Origin of the sequence: Volucribacter psittacicida (assembly GCF_004339025.1) — a bacterium.
GTDB classification, from domain to species: domain Bacteria; phylum Pseudomonadota; class Gammaproteobacteria; order Enterobacterales; family Pasteurellaceae; genus Volucribacter; species Volucribacter psittacicida.
Window position 1 is genome coordinate 313,108 of the sequence record NZ_SMFT01000001.1, and the last position, 24,437, is coordinate 337,544.

General features: G+C 36.5%; 20 protein-coding genes. 16 read left to right on the forward strand and 4 right to left on the reverse strand.

What is annotated here, in order from left to right; genetic code table 11:
* Nucleotide 1 precedes the first annotated feature (1 nt).
* The 11 genes from EV694_RS01475 (at nt 2) to EV694_RS01525 (ending at nt 12,172) form a co-directional block, all read left to right on the forward strand.
* Nucleotides 2–208: a hypothetical protein gene (locus EV694_RS01475; RefSeq protein ID WP_132688235.1), complete on the forward strand. Its 207-nt coding sequence runs from the start codon at nt 2–4 to the stop codon at nt 206–208.
* On the forward strand, nt 198–2,084 hold the full coding sequence (locus EV694_RS01480; protein WP_132688237.1) for a DNA primase family protein: 1,887 nt from the start codon (nt 198–200) through the stop codon (nt 2,082–2,084). Before EV694_RS01475 ends, EV694_RS01480 begins: the two co-directional genes overlap by 11 nt.
* Before the next feature lie 96 nt (nt 2,085–2,180).
* The gene (locus tag EV694_RS01485; protein WP_243645946.1) at nt 2,181–2,492 is read left to right on the forward strand and encodes a type II toxin-antitoxin system RelE/ParE family toxin; all 312 of its coding nucleotides are present in this window, start codon (nt 2,181–2,183) and stop codon (nt 2,490–2,492) included.
* Between the two features lie 17 nt (nt 2,493–2,509).
* Nucleotides 2,510–2,845 (forward strand): addiction module antidote protein, encoded by a 336-nt coding sequence (locus EV694_RS01490; RefSeq protein WP_132688243.1) that lies wholly within the window; start codon nt 2,510–2,512, stop codon nt 2,843–2,845.
* Between the two features lie 1,321 nt (nt 2,846–4,166).
* A complete protein-coding gene (locus tag EV694_RS01495) occupies nt 4,167–4,982 on the forward strand; it encodes a ChaN family lipoprotein (protein ID WP_132688246.1) in 816 nt (271 codons plus the stop codon).
* A 19-nt stretch (nt 4,983–5,001) separates the two neighbouring features.
* Complete coding sequence (gene exbB / locus EV694_RS01500; protein WP_132688249.1) at nt 5,002–5,754, forward strand: tonB-system energizer ExbB; 753 nt, start codon at nt 5,002–5,004, stop codon at nt 5,752–5,754.
* 31 nt (nt 5,755–5,785) lie between these two features.
* Nucleotides 5,786–6,211, forward strand: coding sequence for a biopolymer transporter ExbD (locus EV694_RS01505; RefSeq protein ID WP_132688252.1), 426 nt, complete (start codon nt 5,786–5,788; stop codon nt 6,209–6,211).
* Nucleotides 6,208–7,062 (forward strand): energy transducer TonB family protein, encoded by an 855-nt coding sequence (locus tag EV694_RS01510; RefSeq protein WP_132688255.1) that lies wholly within the window; start codon nt 6,208–6,210, stop codon nt 7,060–7,062. The genes EV694_RS01505 and EV694_RS01510 overlap by 4 nt, the downstream gene beginning before the upstream one ends.
* 716 nt (nt 7,063–7,778) lie before the next feature.
* A complete protein-coding gene (locus tag EV694_RS01515; RefSeq protein ID WP_132688258.1) occupies nt 7,779–8,435 on the forward strand; it encodes a HupA family protein in 657 nt (218 codons plus the stop codon).
* On the forward strand, nt 8,435–10,684 hold the full coding sequence (locus EV694_RS01520; protein WP_243645947.1) for a TonB-dependent receptor domain-containing protein: 2,250 nt from the start codon (nt 8,435–8,437) through the stop codon (nt 10,682–10,684). The genes EV694_RS01515 and EV694_RS01520 overlap by 1 nt, the downstream gene beginning before the upstream one ends.
* Nucleotides 10,685–10,741: 57 nt before the next feature.
* Entirely contained in the window at nt 10,742–12,172 is a 1,431-nt protein-coding gene (locus tag EV694_RS01525) for a surface lipoprotein assembly modifier (protein WP_165865481.1), read from the forward strand.
* A 43-nt stretch (nt 12,173–12,215) separates the two neighbouring features.
* Here EV694_RS01525 and ftnA (EV694_RS01530) read toward each other — a convergent pair whose 3' ends face one another.
* The 4 genes from ftnA (EV694_RS01530) to ttcA all read right to left on the reverse strand — a co-directional run bounded on the left by ftnA (EV694_RS01530) (nt 12,216) and on the right by ttcA (nt 14,996).
* Nucleotides 12,216–12,713 (reverse strand): non-heme ferritin, encoded by a 498-nt coding sequence (gene ftnA / locus EV694_RS01530; protein ID WP_132688264.1) that lies wholly within the window; start codon nt 12,711–12,713, stop codon nt 12,216–12,218.
* Between the two features lie 13 nt (nt 12,714–12,726).
* Nucleotides 12,727–13,215: a non-heme ferritin gene (gene ftnA, locus EV694_RS01535; protein ID WP_132688267.1), complete on the reverse strand. Its 489-nt coding sequence runs from the start codon at nt 13,213–13,215 to the stop codon at nt 12,727–12,729.
* Between the two features lie 279 nt (nt 13,216–13,494).
* Nucleotides 13,495–13,806, reverse strand: coding sequence for a c-type cytochrome (locus EV694_RS01540; RefSeq protein ID WP_132688269.1), 312 nt, complete (start codon nt 13,804–13,806; stop codon nt 13,495–13,497).
* Nucleotides 13,807–14,054: 248 nt separating this feature from the next.
* Complete coding sequence (gene ttcA / locus EV694_RS01545; protein ID WP_132688271.1) at nt 14,055–14,996, reverse strand: tRNA 2-thiocytidine(32) synthetase TtcA; 942 nt, start codon at nt 14,994–14,996, stop codon at nt 14,055–14,057.
* Between the two features lie 301 nt (nt 14,997–15,297).
* Here ttcA and mukF point away from each other — a divergent pair, with 301 nt between their 5' ends.
* From mukF to sbcB, 5 genes are all read left to right on the forward strand, one after another.
* Nucleotides 15,298–16,620: a chromosome partition protein MukF gene (mukF, locus tag EV694_RS01550; RefSeq protein WP_132688274.1), complete on the forward strand. Its 1,323-nt coding sequence runs from the start codon at nt 15,298–15,300 to the stop codon at nt 16,618–16,620.
* A gap of 60 nt (nt 16,621–16,680) precedes the next feature.
* Complete coding sequence (gene mukE / locus EV694_RS01555) at nt 16,681–17,427, forward strand: chromosome partition protein MukE (RefSeq protein WP_132688276.1); 747 nt, start codon at nt 16,681–16,683, stop codon at nt 17,425–17,427.
* A gap of 26 nt (nt 17,428–17,453) precedes the next feature.
* Nucleotides 17,454–21,914: a chromosome partition protein MukB gene (gene mukB, locus EV694_RS01560; RefSeq protein WP_424580036.1), complete on the forward strand. Its 4,461-nt coding sequence runs from the start codon at nt 17,454–17,456 to the stop codon at nt 21,912–21,914.
* A gap of 84 nt (nt 21,915–21,998) precedes the next feature.
* Nucleotides 21,999–22,856 carry an EamA family transporter gene (locus tag EV694_RS01565; protein WP_132688281.1) on the forward strand — a complete coding sequence of 286 codons (858 nt, stop codon included), beginning with the start codon at nt 21,999–22,001 and terminating at the stop codon, nt 22,854–22,856.
* A gap of 8 nt (nt 22,857–22,864) precedes the next feature.
* Nucleotides 22,865–24,283 (forward strand): exodeoxyribonuclease I, encoded by a 1,419-nt coding sequence (gene sbcB / locus EV694_RS01570; protein WP_132688284.1) that lies wholly within the window; start codon nt 22,865–22,867, stop codon nt 24,281–24,283.
* Nucleotides 24,284–24,437 lie beyond the last annotated feature (154 nt).

Genomic DNA, 24,437 nt, shown 5'->3' on the forward strand with positions numbered 1-24,437 from the left:
AATGAACCAAGATAGACTACTTGCCCTACTAGACCGCATTGCCTTTGAACAGCAATGCTTACGCAATCAAATTATCGCCATTGCGGGCAAACCTGAAACTATTCAAGATGACATATTAAAGCACCAAATTACGGTAGCTTTATGGCATAGTGGCGAAGTAAAAGGCTTGATTAATTTGGCTAAAAAGGTGGTGGAATATGGCGAATAAATTAACCAATGCCCCTAATTTAAGCGAAGTGGCGAAACGCAATGAACCCTTAACCGAGCTTTATATTTTGGTGGGAGCGAATGCTTGGGCGTTTTACCGCAAAAATGCCAAAGACAAAGCCACCAACGGGCAAGGCTTAGACTGGCAAACCTTTTTAGATAGCGTAGACGGACAAAACCCAGACCGCTATGACAGCTTGCCGATTGTATTAGGGCAGCATCAAATCAATCAATTAGAGGGCGTGAAAATCGCCCCTAAAGGCTATCAAATCGCCACGCTAGTTTACACCGAGCCTAACCCCTTAACCCAAAGCCAAATCGCCACGTTATGCGTCAATTTAGCCCAAAATAGCGATATTCAACGGCTGGCTATCGTGAATAATATCGGTGAACGGTTAGAAGATTTAACGGATTATTTGGCAAGAATTAGACAAGGCGACAGCGTGGCGGAGGTGGTGGCAGAAAATAGCCAAGCGCAAAGCTCGTTAGATATGGCGGACATCATCAAGGGGGCAAGTCCGAATGATAGGGCAAAATATTTTATTGATTGGTGCGAGCATACCGCCGAGCCACGTTATCAATTAGCCTATAACGCCCTAAATAACCGTATATACCGTTACAATGGTAAAGCGTGGGAAAGTATGAATGATACGGAAATATTAAGGCTGATTACTGCTTTTTTTAGGCATTATGACGCTAAATATTCCCTAGAGAAAGTGAAAGGGGTAAGGGATTGTTTAACCCTAGATTTGCCCTTAATGGGTATTGCCAAACCTAACTTATTAGCCTTCAACAATGGCATACTTGATAAAAATAGCCTTGAGTTAATGCCCTTTGATCCTGATTATTGGCTAATTGGCTTTAATCCTTGCGATTATTGTCAAGACTGCTTGCCTACACCCAACTTTGATAAATGGCTAACGTTTATTAGCTATGGCAAGGATGAACGCCGACAAGCCTTTTTAGCGGCGTTATATATGATTTTGTTTAATCGTACTGAATGGCAATTAACATTAGAGCTAATCGGCGAAGCAGGCGGCGGTAAATCCGTCTTTATTGAAGTGGCTAAATTGCTAAGCGGTAACGGCAATCACGAGGGAATTACCTTAAAAGAGCTTGATAACCCCGTATCACGCTCAAAGGTATTAGACAAAACCTTTTTATATTCTTCAGACGAGGGGCGATATATTGGCGATAGTTCCACCTTTAAAAAGCTATCCAGTGGCGAGCCTTTGGACTTTAACCCTAAATATAAAGATCCATTTAGCCAATCCGTTAATGCAATCTTTGCGATTTGCTCAAATAGCTTGCCGATTTATAAAAATGATGGTGGTGGAATGGATAGGCGGCGAGTGATATTCCCCTTTGATAAAGCCGTCCCCGAACAAGATAGAGATTATCAGTTAGTGAGTAAATTAAAAGGCGAATTAAGCGGCATTATTCAAAAAATTATCAGTGCATTCCCTACCCCTGATATTGCCCTAAAAGCCTTATTTATTCAGAAAAATAGTGCGGAAGTGTTAGCATTAAAGCGAGATAACGATCACTTATTGGATTTTGTCCAAGAATTTGATTTATTGCCAATGCCAAGCCGAGAAGGGCTAATAATGGGTAGTTTACTTCACGTGCCAGATTTAAGCACGGATTTAGTCTTTAATCGATTATATTGGATATATTTATTATATTGCCACCATCACGGCATAGAAGCCAAATATCAACTTAAGCCAAAGCATTTAGAACGAGAGCTAATACAAGCCTTTAAATCAAGCGGCTTTGATATTCGCTTTTCCATTCGCACACTCGCACAAGGAAAACGCCATACCAACGCCACCCTAAAGGACAAAAACGCCACCAAGCAAAAACTACAAAATGACTAACTGCTAATCTATGAAATAAGCACCTTTCGGGGTGCTTTGTTGCTTTCTGTATCAACAATGATACAATGCAATCAAAAGCGATACAGGATTAAAATAGTGAATAAACCTAAACTTTATTTTCGGCGTACTGCGGGATTTATCAAATGGCTAAAAGGCTTGAAAGACTTAAAAGCAAAGGTAGCCATTATTAACCGCATTGAGCGAGCAGAAAATAGCGGAAATTTAGGCGATGTAAAAAGCGTAGGCGATGGCATATTTGAAATGCGTATATTTATCAGTAAAGGCTACCGCATTTACTACACCCAACAAAACGGCATTACTTACTGGCTTTTATGTGGTGGCGATAAATCTACACAGCAAGCAGATATCATCAAAGCAAAAGTAATTAAAAAAGCATTACAGCTATAAATAAAAGGGGAGTAATAATGAGCGAGAAAATAATCATTGACGGCGTAGAGCTTGATAAGGAAGATTTAGAGTTAGATGAATGGGATACAGCCGAAGTATTAACCGATGATGAAACTATTACAGAATATTTAGCCCAAAGTGTAATGAGTGGCGACCAAAAAGATATTACAAGAGCGTTAAAAAATGTAGCGAGAGCCAAAGGAATGAACCAACTGGCAAAAGATAGCGGCATAGCCAGAGAAAACCTTTACAGGGTTTTATCCGGTAATACAGAGCCTAAATTAAGCACATTGCAAAAAATATCAACCGCACTAGGTTTTCAGTTATCTTTGACTTTAATCCCAAAAAGATAAATCATTGCCTTATTTTCATAACAAGCACCCTAAGCGGTGCTTTTTATTTCTCAAGATAATTTAAGAGCCAAAGAACTACATAAAACTACATATAGCCAAAATAGACGACAGAACCCCCACAAAGTGGCATAGTAAAAAAGGCTATTATAGAACAAGGGATAATTTTATTGTTTATATTAATCATTAGCTTTATTCAGATAATCTAAAAAAGAACAAAAAAACAATCAAATAGTTAAGAAATAAGGTTAAAGAGTTAAGAACAGGTTAAGAAATTTATTTGCTCGTTATGCCATTTTCCGCTATTAATTCAAACAGTTACGATAAAAAGAGTTAAGAAGTTAAGAAGTTAAGAATTTTTTATAAAAAAAGTTTTTTGTGTTTTTGACTTATAATTGGTTAAAAAATGATGAATTTGTATTTATGGACTATGGTATGGACTATGAACAAGAATTGAATTAAAAAGAATTCAGTATTATCAAGGCTTAAAGGTTATTAATTCAGATGACCCCAGCTCCAATAACATAACCAATAACATAAATTGTTAAGCTATATTAGAGTAGCCTTATATTTATTATATTGCTACTACCATGGCATAGAAGTAATATATTATCCTATCCGAAAGCATTTAGTGTGTGAACTGATACAAGACTTTAAAAGTGGCTTTCATTTCGCTTTTCCATTCCCATACTCGTAAAGGAAAACACCACTAAATGTCTACATTGGATTATTATTACCTTTAATATCAAACACATAACGCTTACCAGTCGCTTTAGAATTAAAGTCAAAAGAGATTAAAAAACTATACTAGTTATCGCAGCAAATCGAATTGAAATTTCTAGTGAGTGCATTAAATTTTTCCCTAAGCTGTTTTGAGGAGTTTAAATGGGCTTACCTGCCCTAAAAGCAATGAGTTTGTTCGTATCTGGGCTATAATGAATCAGCTATACTTTACTTTCTATTTGCTTATTTTTCAATGATACTAATGTCAGAAACCCTGTAATATAGAACCAAAATTAAGCGTATTTTGTCATTCATATAGCGTTGATTAAATTATAGTGGATAAACTGCTAATGACAGTCTTTAGTGTTTTTCTTAGATTTTTATGCCATTTTTCTTTTATATTCAAATTTAGACAATTTGAGCATTTGATAGTGATTTGTTTATTTATAACCTCAAATTGACTTCTTTGCCTCAGTTATCTCCCTTATTTGTATACCAGCATACTTTTTAAGAGACTACCAAATATTAAAAATAACTTGTGTTGAAATTTTGTTTAAATTATTATTGATAATTATTTTTATTATCATTATATGGTGTTTTTTTGAAAATTATTATTTTCTTTTTGTCATTCTTGTTAATCGCTTGTTCTCATTCTCTTAAAACAGTGCAGCAAGAAGAGCTTGGTATCGTTATTGATTTACGTACAGGACAGCAGCTTTCCCCTCAATCTTTGGTTGAACGTGTTGCCAAAGAGCCAGCTATTTTATTAGGTGAGATTCATGATCAGTATTCCCATCATAAGGCACAATATTGGTTTTTAACTCAGTTAATAGAAAAACAACCACAGGGGAGTTTATTGCTAGAAATGTTATCTGTGGATCAACAGGCTTCCTTGAATAACCTAACTAAAAAGGATATGCCTTTAAATAAACTTGCTGATTTTATTCATTGGGATCATCGCTGGCGTTGGGATTGGTATGGCGAATTGCTCCAGCAGGCATTATTAGCAAATTATCATTTAATCGCGACAAATCTGACTAAACAAGAAGTTAATACGATTATGTTAGGTGCTGAGCCTTTAAGAGGTAAGACTTCAACGAGTAAGGAGATTAAACAGCAGATAGCTGATCTTATTTTCGCTAATCATTCAGCGAATTGTTGTTCTCCGGAGCTGATACAAAAAATGGTGGAGGTGCAGCAATTTAGAGATCGTCGTATGGCTGAAAAATTATGGCTATCAAGGCAATCCACTAATGTATTAATTGCTGGTAATCATCATGTGAATCGTTTATTTGGTGTACCCGTTCATTTGCAGGAATTATCGGGTAATCAAGTAAAAGCAACGGTAATTATGATGAGTAATGAACAACAGGGAATTGATGCTGAGCAAGCAGATTTTCTTTGGTTAATTCCATAAAATGTAAGGATATAAGGCTATGCGTATCAAGGGATTATTAACTTTATTATTATTTTTTCCATCATGTGTTTATGCTGAAAGTAGCATAGGTGTTTCTGAGGTTGTTAATTTAAATCAAGCACCATTAGATTTTTCACCAAAATCTTTATACTTACAAGCGCATATTGTTGTGCAGATAGTTATTTGGTTATTAGTATTTTGTTCGGTGATAACTTGGGCAATGCTATTCTTCAAATCTTACCAATTTATTGTTTCTCGTTTCAAAGTAAAACAAGATTTACAGACTTTATCTCGTTCTTCCCTTTTTTCAGAAATGGAAAAAGAGACCAATTATAGTTTAATCGCTCAAGGTTTTTTGCATATTGTTGCGCAAGAAAAACAATTATCCTCTCCTCAAGATAAGGATCTGATTGAGCGAATTGAGTATCGTTTAGCTCAGCAAAGTAAAATTATGCAACAACATCTCCGTTACGGTATTGGAATTCTTGCTTCTATTGGAGCAGTGACACCTTTTGTGGGTTTATTTGGAACGGTATGGGGAATTATGAATAGTTTTATCGGTATTGCACAAACTCAATCAGCCGATCTTTTTGCTGTTGCCCCAGGCATTGCGGAAGCCTTATTCGCTACTGCATTGGGTTTGATTGCGGCGATTCCTGCCGTTGTGATTTATAACTTTTTTGTACGCCAAACTCAAAACTACGGGGAACAATTACAACGTATTACTGCATTAATTTTATTAGCGATACGTCGTGAAAATGGTATGAAGTAATCAAGTTGTCATAGAGATAAGGAAAATAAGTATGGCGTTAAAAATACAAAATGATGATCAGCAAGAAGAGATGAGCGAAATTAATGTGACGCCTTTCATTGATGTTATGTTGGTGTTGCTCATTATTTTTATGGCAACGATTCCACTTGCAACAGTACATATTCCCTTAGATTTACCTGCGGTAACCACTGAATCTACGCAAGATAATACTCAACCTGTTATTTTAAGTTTAAACAATCAGAATGAACTCTTTCTTGGTAATGATTTAATTACGATGGAAAACCTTATGCAAGATGTTGAGAATGCGACAAAAGGGAATAAAGAGACTGTGATTTTCTTTCGCATTGATAAAGAAGTGAAATACGAATTGTTAATGCAGCTTATGAATAGTTTACGCAAAGGAGGCTATTTAAAAATTGGTTTAGTAGGTTTAAATGATAATGCGGTGTCGCAATGATGCAACAAGAGTTCAATTATTCGTTTAACAGCTGTAAGCAATGGGGGATTACTTTAGCCATTTCTTTGTTAATCCATTGTGGCATTATCTATTATGTCGTTCGTACGCCATTAGAAAATCACTCTCCGCTGTTAATGTCAGCGGTTATGTTAGAGTTTTCCGATCCGCCACAGTCAATTTCTATTATTGAACAAGTACCAATAGGCCCAGTTCAACAAATGGTAAAGAAAACGCAGTTGCCAGAACATCAAGAAAATCAAAGTTTACAGGATAATTTACCGAGTGTAGAAGACCATTCTCCCCCAGAGGTAAAACCAGAAATTGTGGTTAAAAAACAAGAAAATCAAGAAATTGTTAAGAAAGTAAAACCGAAGAAAAATGTATCTCATAACAAAGAACAATTAATTAAAAAGCAACGAGAAAATAAAGTAAAGCAAGCGGTTATTGATAAAGTGGAGTCTCCTTATAGTAATCATTTAACCACAGCGCCTGTTGATGGAAATAGTCAGAAAATTGCCGCAGAGTTTACCAGTAGTAGTCAAGGAAACTCTAAACAAGTGACTTGGAATGCCTTAGTGCGTTCTCATTTGGAACGTTATTTGCGTTATCCTCAACAAGCGTTAAATAAGAAATGGCGGGGGCGGACAATGGTACGTATTACTATTGATCCATCAGGTAAAGTTTTGGCGGTTTCTTTACATCAATCTAGTGGACGAGCCGAATTTGATCATGAGGCAATTGCAAATGTAAAAAGAGCTTCACCTTTGCCTAAACCACCCGCACATTTAATTTCTGGGCAAACATTACAATTTATTGTCCCCATTAACTTTGATTTCGATAAATATTCTTAGAAATGTATTTTTAAAATTTGTGATGTAATTTCAGGCTAACTGACGAGGTATATAGCACAAAGCTCACTATGTAATGATAGGTTGTGATTTATATAGTGATGAAAACCTTGTTGCCTATTTATTATTGCTTATAACAGCAAAGTCGTTCGCTAATGTCAGCAAAATAAATTCGCAATATTCTTTTATCATTGATTTAATTAATAAGGAAAACGTTATGAATCAAAATATCAAATTATTGACATTAGCCATAATTAGTGCGATGGGAATAACAGCTTGTTCTGGTAGTAGCGATGACTCAACGCCCGTATCTGTAGGGGGGGAATAATACCACTTCTCAGACGGTAAATACAAGTAATCAATCTTCTCAATCTGACTCAACAACAGACAATTCAACAACCCAAAATTCTTCTAATGTAACAAATTCCACTAGCTCAAGCAGTAATTTACCGAATAATAATCAAACAACAGAAACGGTTGCTTGGAAAGAATTAAAAATAGATAGAATTAATACCGCACTTTATTCTTCTAATCCTATTGTTTCCGATTCTGATCCTAAAATAGCAACCTACTTAAGTGGCAGTTTCTATTATGTTGATAGTACAGGTGCTACTCGTTCTCTTAGACATGAAAATTATAATGCAGACTTTTTAAAACGAGCAGAAGTAAATCCAGATACATTACAAACTCATAATATTGAGAAAGGTGGGCAGTCTGTAATGAAGGTTGGTTTTGTTAATCAACAAAATGCCAGTTATATGACCTGGAAATCAGAAAAAATTCCTACTGAATATGGCGAGCCAGTTTATGATGTAAGTACCTCTTATATTGCTAACCTTACGCCAGCCAATAATGAAATCCTTACTCAAAAAGGGCAAGCCACTTATCGAGGGCATGTTATCACTAATTCAAATAAAGAAACCAGTAATTTCCATTTAGCTAATCTTACTTTAAACGCCGATTTTAATCGTATGAAAATATCAGGTACGGTTACCAACCGTAATGATGAACTTCTCTCTAATATGGTTAAATATTCAGAAGGTGCTATGGGTAAAGAATATACCCTTGATCCCGATGAAGTTGATCCAGGTTACGTAGAATTAATTACTCAAGAGGGAATGAATCAACGTATAGAGACTTATAGAACCTTACCCGTTAAGTTAGAAGAGGGAGATATTGTTGTTAATGATAATCGTATTTCCTTTGGTAAAAGTTATGAGGGGATAAGTTTTGTTGCGCCAGATACAGGAAATAAAGTTCTTGTATCAAGTGGTAGTTATGGTGGCGTATTTGCGGGAGATAAAGCCCAAGAAGTGGTGGGTGAAATTACCAGTGGTAGCAACTTTGCCAGTTTCGGTGCAGTGGAGGCCAAATAATGATTCGCAAATCCATTATTGCCACCACAGTGATAGCTAGCTTTATAAGTCCTTATACATTGGCTGAGGATATTTTAGTTCTGGATGATATTAATATTTCAGGACAGATAACCCATAATAAAGCGGATCAAGCCTTTAGCCAAGCTGGCGGTGTAGTTATTCGTGAGGCTGATGAACGTATGCAATCTTTAGACAGTGTCGTACGTTCTTTACCCGGGGTTTATAGTAATATCGATCCTGCTCAAGGAACAGTGAATGTTAATATTCGTGGTATGAGTGGTTTAGGGCGAGTTAATACCACTGTAGATGGTGTTCCTCAAACTTTTTTCGGTACTTCCTCTAATGGTAATCGCCGTTTTCATGATGAAGAGGGTGGACTCGCACCAAGTAGTCAATATGGCGTCATGATCGATCCTAATTTCTTTACCGAAATTCGGGTGGATAAAGGCTTTGTTACTGGGGCAAATGCGGTTAATGCCCTTGCTGGTTCCGTTTCTTATCGAACCTTTGAGGTTGATGATATTGTCTTTCCAGGTAATCAAGTAGGTGTACGTTCTCGTTTTGGTTATGGTACGAATAAGTTAGGTTATAATGGGATGTTAGCGGTAGGTGGTAAAACTACCGCCTTTACAGATAGCGGAAGTATAGGGGCATTTTTTGCTTATAGCCAACGTGATATTGGGGCAAATTATAAACGTGGTGATGGGCGATATGCCATAGAGAATGGCTATGTTAAAAAAATGGATCAAAAACCTAAATCTTGGTTAAGCAAATTAGAAATTAAACCTAATCAGCAACATCGGATTTTATTTTCAGGGCGTAGCTATGTAACAAATATTGGTGGGCGAGAGTTAGATAGTAAAAGTTATAGTTTAAATTACGATTATAAACCAGAGTCTAACTGGATAGATATTGAATTATTAGCTTCACATACGGTAAATAAGCAAGGTTATAATGATGATTCTTCATTATGGCAATTAACTGATGCAAGTACTTCAAATAAATCAGATTATTTAGACTTGCATAATACCAGTTATCTAAAATGGTTAAATTCTGATTGGCAATGGACAGTAGGGCTAAGTTATTTTAATAACGATTACGCTCGTCAAGCGAAAGGTATTAATGATGATAATTTAGCCTATACCCCTTTTTCCCCCTCAGGTAAACAGCGTATTTATAGTGCTTATAGTAACCTAAATTGGAACAAAGATATTTATGATATAGATTTAGGGCTTGTTTATTCACGTTCTAATTTTACGGGCTTTAAGCCAGCTTGTGGTATTACAGGTGGACAGCTTATTCCTTGTATTCCAATGGGGGCTTATAATATGGACGTTACCCATTATTCTTTAGATCCCTCCATTATGTTTAGCCTTAAGCTAAGCGATTGGTTTAGCCCTTTTGTGAGTTATTCGCGTAGTACTCGTATGCCGAATATTCAAGAAATCTTCTTTAATAATGAAGAGGGGGCGTCAATGAATGTAGGGTTACGCCCAGAAGTGGCTAACATTTATCAACTTGGTTTTAATACATTTAAAAAGAATTGGTTATTTGACCAAGATCAGTTAGGCTTAAAATTACTCTATTATCGTAGTTATACCAAAAATTATATCAGCTCAAGTTCTGTCTATTTAGATCGCAATGGTTTTTTTACCACAGATCCTGATTTAGCCTATAACCCGAATTTCCATGCACAAATGTCCTTTAATTCTCCTAATTCTTTGCGTACTAATGGGATTGAATTGGAGGCAAGTTATGATATGGGGCGAGCTTTTGCTCGGTTAAGCTATAGCTATGAAAAAACCTCTCACCCATTAAGTGTACAAAGTACAGTGAATGGCTTTGGTTATGGCGATATTTATGAGCTACCAAAACATTATGCCACTTTAGATCTTGGGGCAAGATTTTTACAACAAAAATTAATGGTTGGTACATTACTTAAATATACAGGTAAAGCCAAAAGATTATCCCCAAGAGGAGTTAATACAGACACAGGTGAAATAGAAAAACAAACGTTGCCAAGTCAACCCATGATTGTTGATGCTTATTTAACTTATCAATTTAACAAACATTTTATGCTTAAGGCATCAATTCAAAATGTCTTTAATGTACTTTATATTGATCCATTAAATAGTCAAAACTCAACCCCTTCACAATATGTGAGTGATGGCAATGGAGGAGATGGATACACTTATACCAATTACGCCAGAGGACGTAGCTACTTAATTGGTGGTGAAATTCGTTTTTAAATTAAAACAATGCCCTTATTAGTCTAATAAGGGCATATTCTAATGAATAAGGATATTATGAAATTTCCATTATCTTTTTTATTGCCAATAAGTATTATCGCTGTTTCGGTACAAGCTCAACCTATTGAAAATATTGAACCCCAGTTAGACCAAGATATCGCTGTTGCTATGCCTCAGCTTGAACAACTCGATTCATTTCAACTCGTATCACAACAACCGCAAAAGGTTTATCATATTAGCCAGCAAGAGTTAGCAACAAATCCTGTTCTCATTGAACGTTTTATTAATCAAGCCATTGATCAACATAGAGCAGAATTATTACCTGAGCTTTTAGCCATGTATCAAGTTTACCCCCAGGCTGATCCTATTTTAATTCAATATGCACAAGGCATTTACGCATATTCACAGGGAAATTATCAACAAGCCATTACGGATTATCGCCAGTTATTAGCAGACTATCCTGATTTAATTAAAGTGCGGTTCAAATTGGCACAGTTTTTATTTGAAGATAAGCAATTTACTGCGGCTAAAGATCAATTTTATAAATTAAATGCTGAATACTTACCTAAAGACATTCATTTTAGAATTGGGCAATATTTGCAAGCCATAGAAAAACAAAATGAATTTAAAGTTCGCTTGGGTTTAAGTTATTTAAATGACAGTAATATTAATAATGCCTCATCGGTTAAATATATTTACATTAATCAATATCAATTTGCGAAAGATCCACGTTATTTACCACAAAAAGGGCAAGGCATTTCCTATAATCTGAATGTAAGTAAGTTATTTAACCTGATTGATCATCATTATCTTTATTTGGAAAATCATCTATATGGAAAATATTATTGGAATAATAAAGATTATTCTGAAGCGGAAAACAGAAGCTATTTAGGTTATCAGTATCAAAATGCCAATTATCGTTTAGCAATGTTACCGCTTTATCATAAGCATTGGTATGCCAACAAACAATACAGCCAAGGTTATGGTGTTCGCTTAGAAGCGGATAAATGGTTATCAAATCAATGGCAATTAGTTACCGCATTGGAATTAAGTAAAACAAATTATAAGCGTTCAGAGAGAATAAAATATTCTCAATTATATTCGGCAAGTTTATTGTATATTGCCAATGCAAAACGTTTATTCTATGGTGGTACAGATGTATTTATAGAGCGTTCCAATGCGAATTTAGAACAATCCAATAAATATATGTTGAGGTTAGGTTGGCAACAAGAATGGAAATATGGGCTTTCTAGCAATTTGCATATCCAACTTGGTTTAAGAAAATTTAAAGATAAGGATAGTTTTAAACAAATTATTCGACAGGATAAAGAAATGCGTTTTAATCTTACTTTATGGAAAAGAGATTGGCATTGGTTTAATTTTACTCCAAAACTGCAATATCGTTATCAACGAATAAATTCTAATATTCCAGAATTTTATTCTTATGATAAATCACAATTTCAATTATTATTTGAGAAAACATTTTAATCATAAAAAAGCCGATCTCGAGATCGGCTTTTTATCAGAAAATTTATCTTTTACCAGTTAGATTTCCTAAATCTTTATCCACTAAGTATAAACCTTTACCGTCAGTGCCTAATAGATTTAATTTATCTAGTACGCTACTAAATAATTTTTCTTCTTCGTGCTGTTCTTCAACATACCATTGTAAGAAATTAAAAGCAGAATAATCTTTTTCTTCAAAGGTTGTGCCGACTAATTCATTAATTTTTTGCGTAATATATTTTTCATGTTCGTAGGTTTTTTCTAACACTTCTTTTAATGAAGAAAACTCGTGTGGTGGTTCGTCAATAGCGGTAATAACTGCCATTGCACCTGTTTCATTCAAATAAGTGAAGAGTTTACGCATATGTTGCATTTCTTCCGCAGCGTGGTCGGCTAAAAATTTTGCGGTGCCTTCAAAACCATTTTGTTCACACCATGCACTCATTTGTAAATATAAGTTTGAAGAATAAAACTCAAGGTTCATTTGTGCATTTAATAAATCAATAACATTTTTAGATAACATTTTTATTCTCCTCTTATTCTAAGGTTGCTAAATCACGATCAATGAAATATAAAGAACGACCGTCTTCGCCCATAAGGTTAAATTTATCAATAATACTACTAAACAATTTTTCTTCTTCGTGTTGCTCTGCCACATACCATTGTAAGAAATTAAAGGTAGAGTAGTCTTTATTTGCCCAAGTTACTTCCACTAATTCATTAATCTTAGCGGTAACGTGTTTTTCGTGTTCTAATGTAATTTCAAAGATTTCGCGTAATGATTGGTAATCACTTTTTGGTGCATCAATTTTACCGAGTAATGGCATACCGCTAGTTTCATTCACATAGGTAAATAATTTTTGCATATGTTCCATTTCTTCATCAGCATGGCGTAATAAAAATGCAGCAGCTCCTTCGTAACCATGGTTATAACACCAAGCACTCATTTGTAAGTAGACGTTAGAAGAATAAAATTCTAAATTAATTTGATCATTTAATTTTTCAGTAATTGCTTTGTTTAACATTGTTAACTCCTTTCCTTTTTTATAATTTGTTATGTGTCGCTCAAGGATTAAAGAGAGCCTCATAACAAACAATGGCGGGTATTCTAGCCTAAAGTTAATGAGAATGAAATAGTAAAAAGTAAAAAATTATCTATAAGTTATTAATTTTAAAGGAAATTTTAATATTAATCATTCTCATTTAAGAAGAAAAACAAGTTATCAATTTTACTGATACAACAAAGTGCGGTATGTTTTAACAAATTATTCTCGTCCCACTTTAAATTGAAACGACAATATTTTTTATTCTGATAACGTTTGAATAAAAGCCGCCACATCTTGCATATCCGTTTCACTAAGGCGGGCTTTTACTGTATTCCCAGCGCCTTCTATTTCTCCATTTTTTCGGGCTAATAAGGCTTGGTAAATTTCATTCTGATTTAAACTATTAATAGCACGACTTTGCCTCATTGGGGATTTATCGCCATTTTTACCATGACACATACGGCATTGGCGGAAGATATTTTCCCCATGAGATAAGTTTGCTGATGAACTATAAGCAAACGGAGCGAGGAAGTGGCATATTGTTGTAAAGATAATCAACTGTTTTATCATTTTTTCTTTTTCCTATTTGATGGTTTAGGGAGAATCGAAGAATATTGGCTTCAAAACTTTGCACCAGATCACAAATTTAAAAATTCGTCTTAGGTTTTGCAAGGTTTTATTTGCACATTCTTATGGGATAAATTATGCTTTTCACATAAAAGATAAGTGCTATCCTTAAATAGCCAACATATTTTGCTTTCCGAGTAGTGCCTCAATCGAGGCACTTTTTTTATGTATAGATTTAGCTCCTCTTAAAACTACTTGATTTGTTTAAATAAAATCATTTCTTCTTGAGCAAAATCATTATCTTGGCTGTTTATTGGATTGGTAATGTCTTCTTTATCAAAAGCAATATCGCCCTCAATACCTGTTAAGGCTTGACCTCGTTGGAGATGTTTGAAGTCAAATAAATCTTTATCACAAAGATGAGAAGGAACAATATTTTGTATTGCGCTAAACATCGTTTCAATGCGGCCGGGATATTGTCGATCCCATTTTTGTAGCATTTCCTTGACCACTTGCCGTTGTAAATTCGGCTGCGAGCCACAAAGGTTACAAGGAATAATCGGAAATTGTTTAGCAACAGCATATTTTTCAATATCTTTTTCACGACAATAAGCCAAAGGACGAATAACGATATGTTTTCCATCATCACTAATGAGTTTTGGTGGCATAGATTTTAATTTACCCCCATAAAACATATTAAGAAATAAGGTTTCTAACATATCATCACGATGATGGCCTAAGGCAATTTTAGTTGCGCCTAATTCCGTTGCGGTGCGGTATAAAATACCACGGCGTAAACGAGAGCAGAGGGAACAGGTAGTTTTGCCCTCAGGAATTTTTTCTTTCACAATGCCATAAGTATTTTCTTCTACAATTTTGTATTCTATGCCTAGAGTAGATAAATATTCAGGCAAAATATGTTCAGGAAAGCCGGGTTGTTTTTGATCGAGATTGACTGCCACAATATCAAAATGAATAGGGGCATTTAGACGTAAATTAAGCAAAATATCAAGTAACGTGTAGCTGTCCTTTCCCCCAGATAGGCAAACCATTACTTTATCGCCATTTTCAATCATATTAAAATCGGCAATGGCATTGCCAACGTTACGGCGTAACCTTTTTTGTAATTTGTTCAAATTATAATGTTGTTTTTTTTCTTGTTGTATGCTGGTAAAAGGCGTTTTTTCATTCATAGTATGTCCATTTATTTTTGATCAGTATGCAAAGGTTTCTGCACTAAAAATGTTGCGTATAGTATGATGAATAATGGGAATTTTCAAATTTTTATTGGTATAGTCGTCTTACTTTAAAAGAATATTGTCTTGCCTTATTTTAAATTAAAGAGGGGAGGGAGCGATTTCTCTCCTTTAATACAAAATAAATCCATTTGACTATTAGGCGATGTGGTTAAAAGTCTGTATAATAAGGAAGTTTTTGTAATGATATATTTTATGGATCGACAAATAAGTGCGGTCAAAATTTGGATTATTTTTCATGAATGAGGTTTCACAAACAATTCCTGAATTGGTGTCTTGGGCAAAAGAACGAGAATTTTCGTTAAACTTACCCAATGAACGCTTAGCATTTTTATTAGGTATTGCAATTTATAATAATGATCGCTTAGATGGCGAAATGTTAGAAAGCGATTTAGTGGATATTTTCCGTTATGTTTCTAACGCTTTTGCTTTAACGGAAGAAAATGTGCAATATCGTGCTAATAATGCCATTAATGATTTAGTCAAACAGCGTTTTTTAAATCGTTTTAGTAGCGAATTTACTGAGGGATTAGCCATTTACCGTTTGACTCCGTTGGGTATTGGGGTATCGGATTATTATATCCGTCAGCGTGAATTTTCCGCTTTGCGTTTATCGGTACAGCTATCCATTGTGGCTGATGAGATTCATCGAGCCACAGAAGCGGCAGAAGAAGATGGCGATGAATATTTTTGGCGGCGTAATGTGTTTGCGCCATTAAAATATTCAGTGGCAGAAATCTTTGACAGCATTGATTTGTCACAACGCATTATGGACGAAAATCAACAAAGTATTAAAGAGCAAATTGCGGAATTATTAACCAAAGATTGGCAAGCAGCCATTGCCAGTTGTGAACAATTATTAAATGAAACCTCAGGCAATCTAAGAGAATTACAAGATACCCTAAATGCCGCAGGCGATAAATTGCAAGAACAGCTTTTGCGTATTCAAGATTGTGTTATTGGGCGTGATGAACTTTATTTTATTGATCAACTCATTGTTAATTTACAGGCAAAATTGGATCGGATTATTAGCTGGGGGCAACAAGCTATCGATCTTTGGATTGGTTATGATCGCCATGTACATAAATTTATCCGCACCGCCATTGATATGGATAAAAATCGTGTCTTTTCCCAGCGTTTACGTCGTTCTATTGCGGATTATTGGGATAATCCTTGGTATTTATGGACAGCACAAGCGGAACGTTTAATGGATTTACGCGATGAAGATCCTGTCTTGCGTGATGAAGATGCACTAGGCGAGTTACCTGAAGAATTGCAATATGAATCTTTATCTGATTTACAAGCACAATTAATTGAGCATATGCAAATGTTATTGATTCAATATCGTGAAAATCATCAAGCTATCGATCTCAGCGAAGTCTTAAGACAACAACTTGAACATTTTCCAGCGAGCCGTCATTTTGATGTGGCGCGTATTATTGTGGATCAGGCGGTACGTTTAGGTATGGCAAGTGCGGATTTTGAGGGACATTATCCGCAATGGCAAAGTGTTAATCCGCAAGGTGCAGAAGTACAAGCGAATATTATTGATGAATATTAATGTAATCCCAAAAGAGAAAAGAGCGGTGTCTTTTTCAAAAATTTTTTATAAGAGAAGAATATGGTAGAACAAACACAAGAAGCAGTAATTTCCCCTCAATTAGCTAATGCCATTGCTAATCCATTATTTCCAACAGTGGATAGTCAATTACGTTCAGGTAAACATATTGCTCAAGAACATCTTGATCATTATAGTTTTTTAGCGGATTTTCAAACAGAATTAGACCTTTTTTATCGCCGTTATAATGTGGAGTTAATCCGAGCCCCTGAAGGCTTTTTCTATTTACGTCCTAAAGCGACTACCTTGATTGCCCGTTCGGTATTAACGGAATTAGAGATGTTAGTGGGGAAAGTGTTATGTTATTTATACCTCAGTCCAGAACGTTTAGCCCAGCAAGGCATTTTCACCAGCCAAGAAGTCTATGATGAACTACTAAATCTTGCGGAAGAAAGTAAGCTACTTAAAGCGGTAAATCAACGTTCATCGGGATCAGATTTGGATAAACAAAAATTAGCGGAAAAAGTACGTTCCTCATTAAATCGTTTACGCCGTTTAGGTATGATTCATTCTGTGGGCGATCAACATAGTGGTAAATTTACCATTTCAGAAGCGGTTTTCCGCTTTGGGGCAGAGGTCAGAACGGGCGAAGATCCAACACAAGCACAATTACGCTTAATTCGTGAGGGAGAGGCGGCGACCCCAGAATCTTTAGCCGCAATGCAATCGGCTCAACAAGATTTCTCTCAAGATAACGAACAACTTGAACAAGATGATGAAATGCTACAACTCGCTGAGGAGCAACAATAATGTCAGAAATTACTTTAGCCCAAGAAATGGATAGCCTAAACCATACCTCAGAGGATTTAACCGCACCAAGTTCCGTGCAATCTGTCCCGCGTGGCAAGTTTCGTTCTTTAACCTTGATTAACTGGAATGGTTTTTTTGCACGCACCTTTGATCTTGATGAATTAGTGACGACATTATCTGGTGGTAACGGTGCAGGGAAGTCCACTACAATGGCAGGTTTTGTGACTGCGCTGATCCCCGATCTGACCTTATTGCATTTCCGTAATACCACAGAAGCAGGCGCAACCACAGGTTCAAGAGATAAAGGGTTACATGGTAAATTACGTCCTGGGGTGTGTTATGCCGTATTGGATAGTATTAATTCTCGTCATCAACGTGTCTTAACAGGTGTCCGTTTGCAACAGGTAGCAGGACGAGATAAAAAAGTGGATATTAAGTCTTTTTCTATTCAAAATCTTGCGTTATCGGTTAATCCTACGGATTTATTTACGGAAAAATTAAGCGAACGCCAAGCTCGTGTACTCAATCTTACTGAGTTAAAAGACAAACTTGACCGTATGGAAGTCCAATTTAAACAATATCAATCCATTACCGATTATCACGGTATGATGTTTGATCTTGGCATTATTCCAAAACGCCTACGTTCTTCTTCCGATCGCAGTAAATTTTATAAATTAATTGAAGCCTCTTTATATGGAGGAATTTCCAGTGCCATTACTCGTTCGTTACGAGATTATTTGTTACCTGAAAACCTAGGCGTGCGTAAAGCGTTCCAGGATATGGAGTCAGCATTGCGTGAAAATCGTATGACCTTGGAAGCCATTAAATTGACCCAAGCGGATCGTGATTTATTTAAGCATTTAATTACCGAGTCCACTAATTATGTGGCAGCGGATTATATGCGTAATGCCAATGAACGCCGAGGTAATATTGAACAAGCCCTCGCCTTTCGCCGAGAATGGTATCGGGCAAAAGATGAACAATCCCTTTCCCAACATCGCCTTGTAGAGTTAAGCCGAGAGGCTCAAGAGTTAGCAGAATTGGAAAAAAGCCTTGAGATTGATCATCAAAGTGCATTAGATCATCTTAATTTAGTGCTTAACGCCTTACGTCATCAAGAAAAAATCACGACATATCAACAAGACGTAAATGAATTATTAGCACGTTTAGAAGAGCAAAAAATCGTATTAGAAACCGCTCAAGAAGAATTAGAGGAAAAACAAGCTCAATTTGAGCAAAGTGAACAAGATATTGATCAATTACGTAGCCAGTTAGCGGATTATCAACAGGCATTAGATGCACAACAAACCCAAGCCTTGCAATATCAACAAGCCATTCAAGCCTTGGAAAAAGCAAAAAACCTATGTGGTTTAACCGATTTATCCATAAAAAATATTGATGAATACCATAATGAATTTGCTTTACAAGCGGAAGATATTACCGAACGAGTGCTTGGGCTTGAGCAAAAAATGTCGATTTCAGAAGCGGCAAAATCTCAATTTGATAAAGCCTATCAATTAGTATGTAAAATTGCAGGAGATATTCCACGTTCAACCGCCTTTGATAATGCAAAAGACTTGTTACGTCAATATCCAGAACAACGTTTGCAGGCGCAACAAGCCCCACAATTACGCACCAAACTTCACGAATTAACACAACGTTATGAACAGCAACAAAGTGCGGTCAGTTTATTAAAACATTTTAATCAACGTGCTGGATTAGAGTTAGAAAGTGCGGAGCAAATTGAGGAATATTATGCCGAGCAAGAAGCATTGCTTGAAAATTTCAATGCGGAACTTGCTGAACAGGTTGAGCAACGCTCAATTTTACGACAAAAACGTGAAAATATTGTTAGCCTTTATCAGCAAAATGAGCATAAAGCCCCCGCTTGGCTAACCGCACAATCCGCTTTGGAACGCTTACAAGAGCAAACAGGGCAAGATTTTGCCGATAGCCAAGATGTTACGCAATTTATGCAAGCTCAGTTGCTTAAAGAGCGTGAACTTACCATTCAACGTGATCAATTAGAACAACAGCGTTTGCAATTAGAGCAACAAATTTCTCGCTTAAGTCAACCTGATGGTTCAGAAGATGCTCGCCTAAATGCCTTAGCGGAGCGTTTTGGCGGCGTGTTATTGTCAGAACTTTATGATGATGTGCCGATTGAAGATGCTCCTTATTTCTCGGCGTTGTATGGCCCAGCTCGCCACGCTATTGTGGTAAGAGATTTAAATGCAGTGCGTGAACAATTAGCTCATTTAGAAGATTGTCCTGATGATTTATATCTTATTGAGGGCGATCCTGCCGCATTTGATGACAATGTTTTTTCTGCCCAAGAACAAGATTGTGGGGTAGTGGTACAGGTGTCAGATCGCCAGTTGCGTTATTCTCGTTTCCCTGAAATTCCTTTATTTGGTCGGGCCGCGCGAGAAAAACATTTAACTGAGCTTGAAAATCAATTAGAGCAAGTGGCAGAACAATATGCACAACTTGCCTTTGATGTACAAAAATGCCAACGTTTACATCAACAATTTAGCCAATTTGTGGGCTTGCATTTAGCCTTGGCTTTTCAGCCTAACCCTGAACAGATTATGCGACAGTTGCAAACAGAGCGTAGTGAAATTGAACGAGAGTTAAATGCACTCAGCACCACAGAACAGCAACTGCGTATTAAATTGGATAATAGCAAAGAGCAATTACAGGCTTTGAACAAATTATTGCCATTATTAAATGTGCTTGCTGATGAAAGTTTGCTTGACCGTTTAGAAGAATGTCAAGAACAGCTTGATATTGCCGAACAAGATGAAATTTATTTAAATCAGTACGGCGTGACATTGTCACAATTAGAGCCTATTGCCAATGTACTACAAAATGATCCTGAAAACTATGACAAACTCACGATAGAGTATCAGCAAGTGGTTGAATTACAAAAACAAATTCAACAGCGTGTATTTGCCCTAGCGGACGTTATACAACGTAAAAATCACTTTAATTATCAGCCTGCGGAACAAACGGAAAGCCATTCACTAAATGATCAATTACGTCAACGTTTAGAGCAAGCTCAACAACAACGTGAGCAACAACGTGAAAACCTACGTCAAGCCCAACAACATTTTAGCCAATCTAATCAAATTTTTATTGGTTTACGCAGTAGTTTTGAAGCGAAAAATCAAATGCTACAAGAACTGATCCAAGAAGTGAATAGTTTGGGGGTGAAAGCGGATCAAGGGGCAGAACAACGTGCCAGATCTCGCCGAGATGACTTGCAACAACAGCTTGCTACAAGCCGTCAACGTCATCATTATGTGGAAAAACAACTCACCTTAATTGAAAGTGAAAGTGAGAATTTAATTCGCCGTATTCGTAAAGCGGAAAAAGACTACAAAAATCAGCGTCAATTAGTGGTTGGAGCGAAAGTGAGTTGGTGTGTGGTATTGCGTTTATCACGCAATAGTGATGTGGAAAAACGCTTGCACCGCCGAGAGTTTGCCTATTTATCCGCCGATGAATTACGTTCAATGTCGGATAAAGCCTTAGGGGCATTACGTAATGCGGTGGCGGATAATGAATATTTGCGTGATAGTTTACGTCTGTCAGAAAACAGTGCCAAACCTGAAAATAAAGTAAAATTCTTTATTGCGGTTTATCAACATCTTAGAGAACGTATCCGCCAAGATATTATCAAAACCGATGATCCTATTGATGCCATTGAGCAAATGGAAATTGAGTTAGCACGATTAACCGATGAATTGACGAATCGTGAACATAAATTGGCGATCAGCTCTGAAAGTGTGGCGAATATTATGCGAAAAACCATTCAACGGGAGCAAAATCGTATTCGCTTGCTAAACCAAGGGTTACAAAATATTGCCTTTGGTCAGGTGAAATCTGTGCGTTTAGTGGTCAATATTCGTGATACGCACGCAATGTTACTTGATGCCTTATCAGGACAAGAGCAATATCAAGATTTATTCAGCGATAATCGTATGACTTTTTCCGAGGCAATGGCAAAACTTTACCAACGCCTAAATCCGCATATTGATATGGGACAACGCACAGCACAAACCATTGGCGAAGAGTTGTTAGATTATCGTAATTATTTAGAGTTGGAAGTAGAAGTCTTCCGAGGTGCTGACGGTTGGTTACGAGCGGAAAGTGGGGCATTATCTACTGGGGAAGCCATTGGTACAGGTATGTCCATTTTGCTTATGGTGGTACAAAGCTGGGAAGAAGAAAGCCGCCGTATTCGTGGCAAGGATATTATTCCATGTCGCTTATTATTCCTTGACGAAGCGGCTCGCTTAGACGGTAAATCCATATCCACCTTATTTGAGCTTTGTGAACGTTTGGATATGCAGTTATTAATTGCCGCCCCTGAAAATATCAGCCCAGAAAAAGGCACAACTTATAAGCTCGTGCGTAAAATTGCCGGCAACCAAGAACATGTACATGTAGTAGGTTTGCGTGGATTTGGAGCAAGCGAATAAGGTAAAAAGTGCGGTTAAAAAATAAAATTATTTTTGACCGCACTTTTTTGAATGACGTTGTAACTTAATTAGGTAAATGGGTTTATGGCATTTTTAATCCTGGCAGTCTTTTTTAGCGTGTCTGTGGCGATTTTGCTTAAAATCGTGAAATCTAAGGCATTAATTCAACAAGCTATCGCGATCAATTATATTGTGGCGTTAGCTTGGTGCTATTTCTTGTTAAAGCCTAATTTATCTCATTTTGCGAGTGCAAGTTATACCTACTTTCTCTTATTATTGGGTTTAGGGATCTTATTGCCAGCTATATTTGTTTTTATGGCAAAAGCGGTACAATATGCGGGTATAGTGCGTGCTGATGCCGCTCAACGTTTATCCTTATTTTTACAAATTTTAGCCGCACTTTTTTTCTTTAATGAACAAATCACCACAGGAAAATTTATCGGTATTGTTCTTGCTTTCGTTGCCTTTTTTTGCCTATTAAATAAACCTCATCAACCGCAATTACAACAGATTAAAACAGCAAGTTTATATCTCATATTAGTTTGGTTTGGCTATGCGACGATAGGTATTCTCTTTAAACTGATTGCCAAAATGGGACAAAATTTTCCCACCGCATTATTTTTTGCTTTCCTTTTCGCAGGAATAATGATGTTGAGTTACTTATTTATCAATAAAATACAATGGCAAAGGCAAAGCCTTTGGCTCGGTCTTTTATTAGGCAGTTTAAATTTTTGCAATATTCTTTTTTATATCAAAGCCCATCAACATTTTCATCAAAATCCCACCTTAGTTTTTGCGGGAATGGATATTGGTGTAATTTGTTTGGGGACGTTGATCGGTGCATATTATTTTAAAGAAAAAATGAGTAAATTGAATGGGCTTGGTATCGGATTAGGCATTATTTCTATTCTTTGTCTCTTTTATTTGGATCTTTTCATATAAGGTGAGTTATGCAACAACCTTCCTTTTTTTTCTATGATTACGAAAGTTTTGGGGTAAATCCCGCATTAGATCGCCCCGCTCAGTTTGCGGGTATTCGTACCGATATGGAATTTAACATTATTGGCGAGCCTGTTATGCTATATTGCAAGCAAACCAATGATTATTTACCCTCCCCCGAGGCGGTGTTAGTCACAGGGATTACCCCTCAGCATTGTAATCAGCTAGGCTTAGCTGAGCCTGATTTTGCTGAACAGATTTTACAACAATTTAGCCAGCCACAAACCTGCATTATCGGTTATAACAATATTCGTTATGACGACGAAATGACTCGCTATACTTTCTACCGAAATTTTATTGATCCCTATGAATATAGTTGGAAAAATGGTAACTCTCGTTGGGATTTATTAGATCTGGTGCGAGCCTGTTATGCTTTACGCCCTGAGGGGATTAATTGGGTCTATGATGAACAAGGTATGCCCTCCTTTAAATTAGAGAAATTAACGAAAGCCAATGGTATAGAACATAGCCAAGCCCATGATGCTATGGCGGATGTTTATGCCACTATCGCAATGGCAAAATTAATTAAACAAAAACAACCAAAACTCTTTCAATTTTTCTTTGAAAATCGCGGAAAAAAAGCGATTGAAGCAATGATTGACACCGCAGAAATTATCCCGCTGGTGCATGTTTCGGGTATGCTAGGTAATTATCGCGGTAATACCACTTGGATTGCGCCCTTAGCTTGGCACCCAATCAATCAAAATGCGGTAATTGTCTGTGATTTAGATGCCAATATTGAGGATTTATTAAACGAAAGTGCGGAACAATTACGCACCAATTTATATACCCCTAAAGCACAATTAGAAGCACAAGGTATTCATCATGTGCCATTAAAATTAGTGCATATTAATAAATGCCCAATTATTGCCCCCGCCAAAACATTATTACCCGAAACGGCTCAACGTTTAGGCATTGATCGAGAACATTGTTTGATGAACTTAAAAAAACTGCGAGCGAGCTTAGATATTCGAGAAAAAGTGATTGATATCTTTAATCAAGAGCATCAATTTGAACCTAGTGATAACGTTGAAACTGAATTATATTCCGGTTTTTTTAGTTATGCCGATAAAAATAATCTTGCAATTTTGCGTACCTTATCAGCGGATAAACTGGCACAGCATCATCTCACCTTTGAAGATAAACGTATTGCTGATTTGCTTTTTCATTACCGAGCCAGACATTTTTACGCCAGCCTAACGCGAGCAGAACAAGTCCGCTGGGAAAAATATCGCCGTAATAAACTAGAAAAAAGTGCGGTCAATTTTGAGCAAAGTTTACAACAATTAGCCGAGGAATATCAGGATAACCCCACTAAATTAGCGTTATTACAGCAAGTTTATGAGTATGGGGTGAAGTTGTTAGGTTAGATGTCAGGGGGACAGAGGACTGAATAATGAGATGTTAACTTATTGATATTCAAGATTAATACCCTATTCTGTTATTGGCAAGCTCCAGCCGAGTTTGGCGAAAGCTTGCCCCATTATACGTTAATTTGCTCAATATTTTCACTAAGAAAAATAT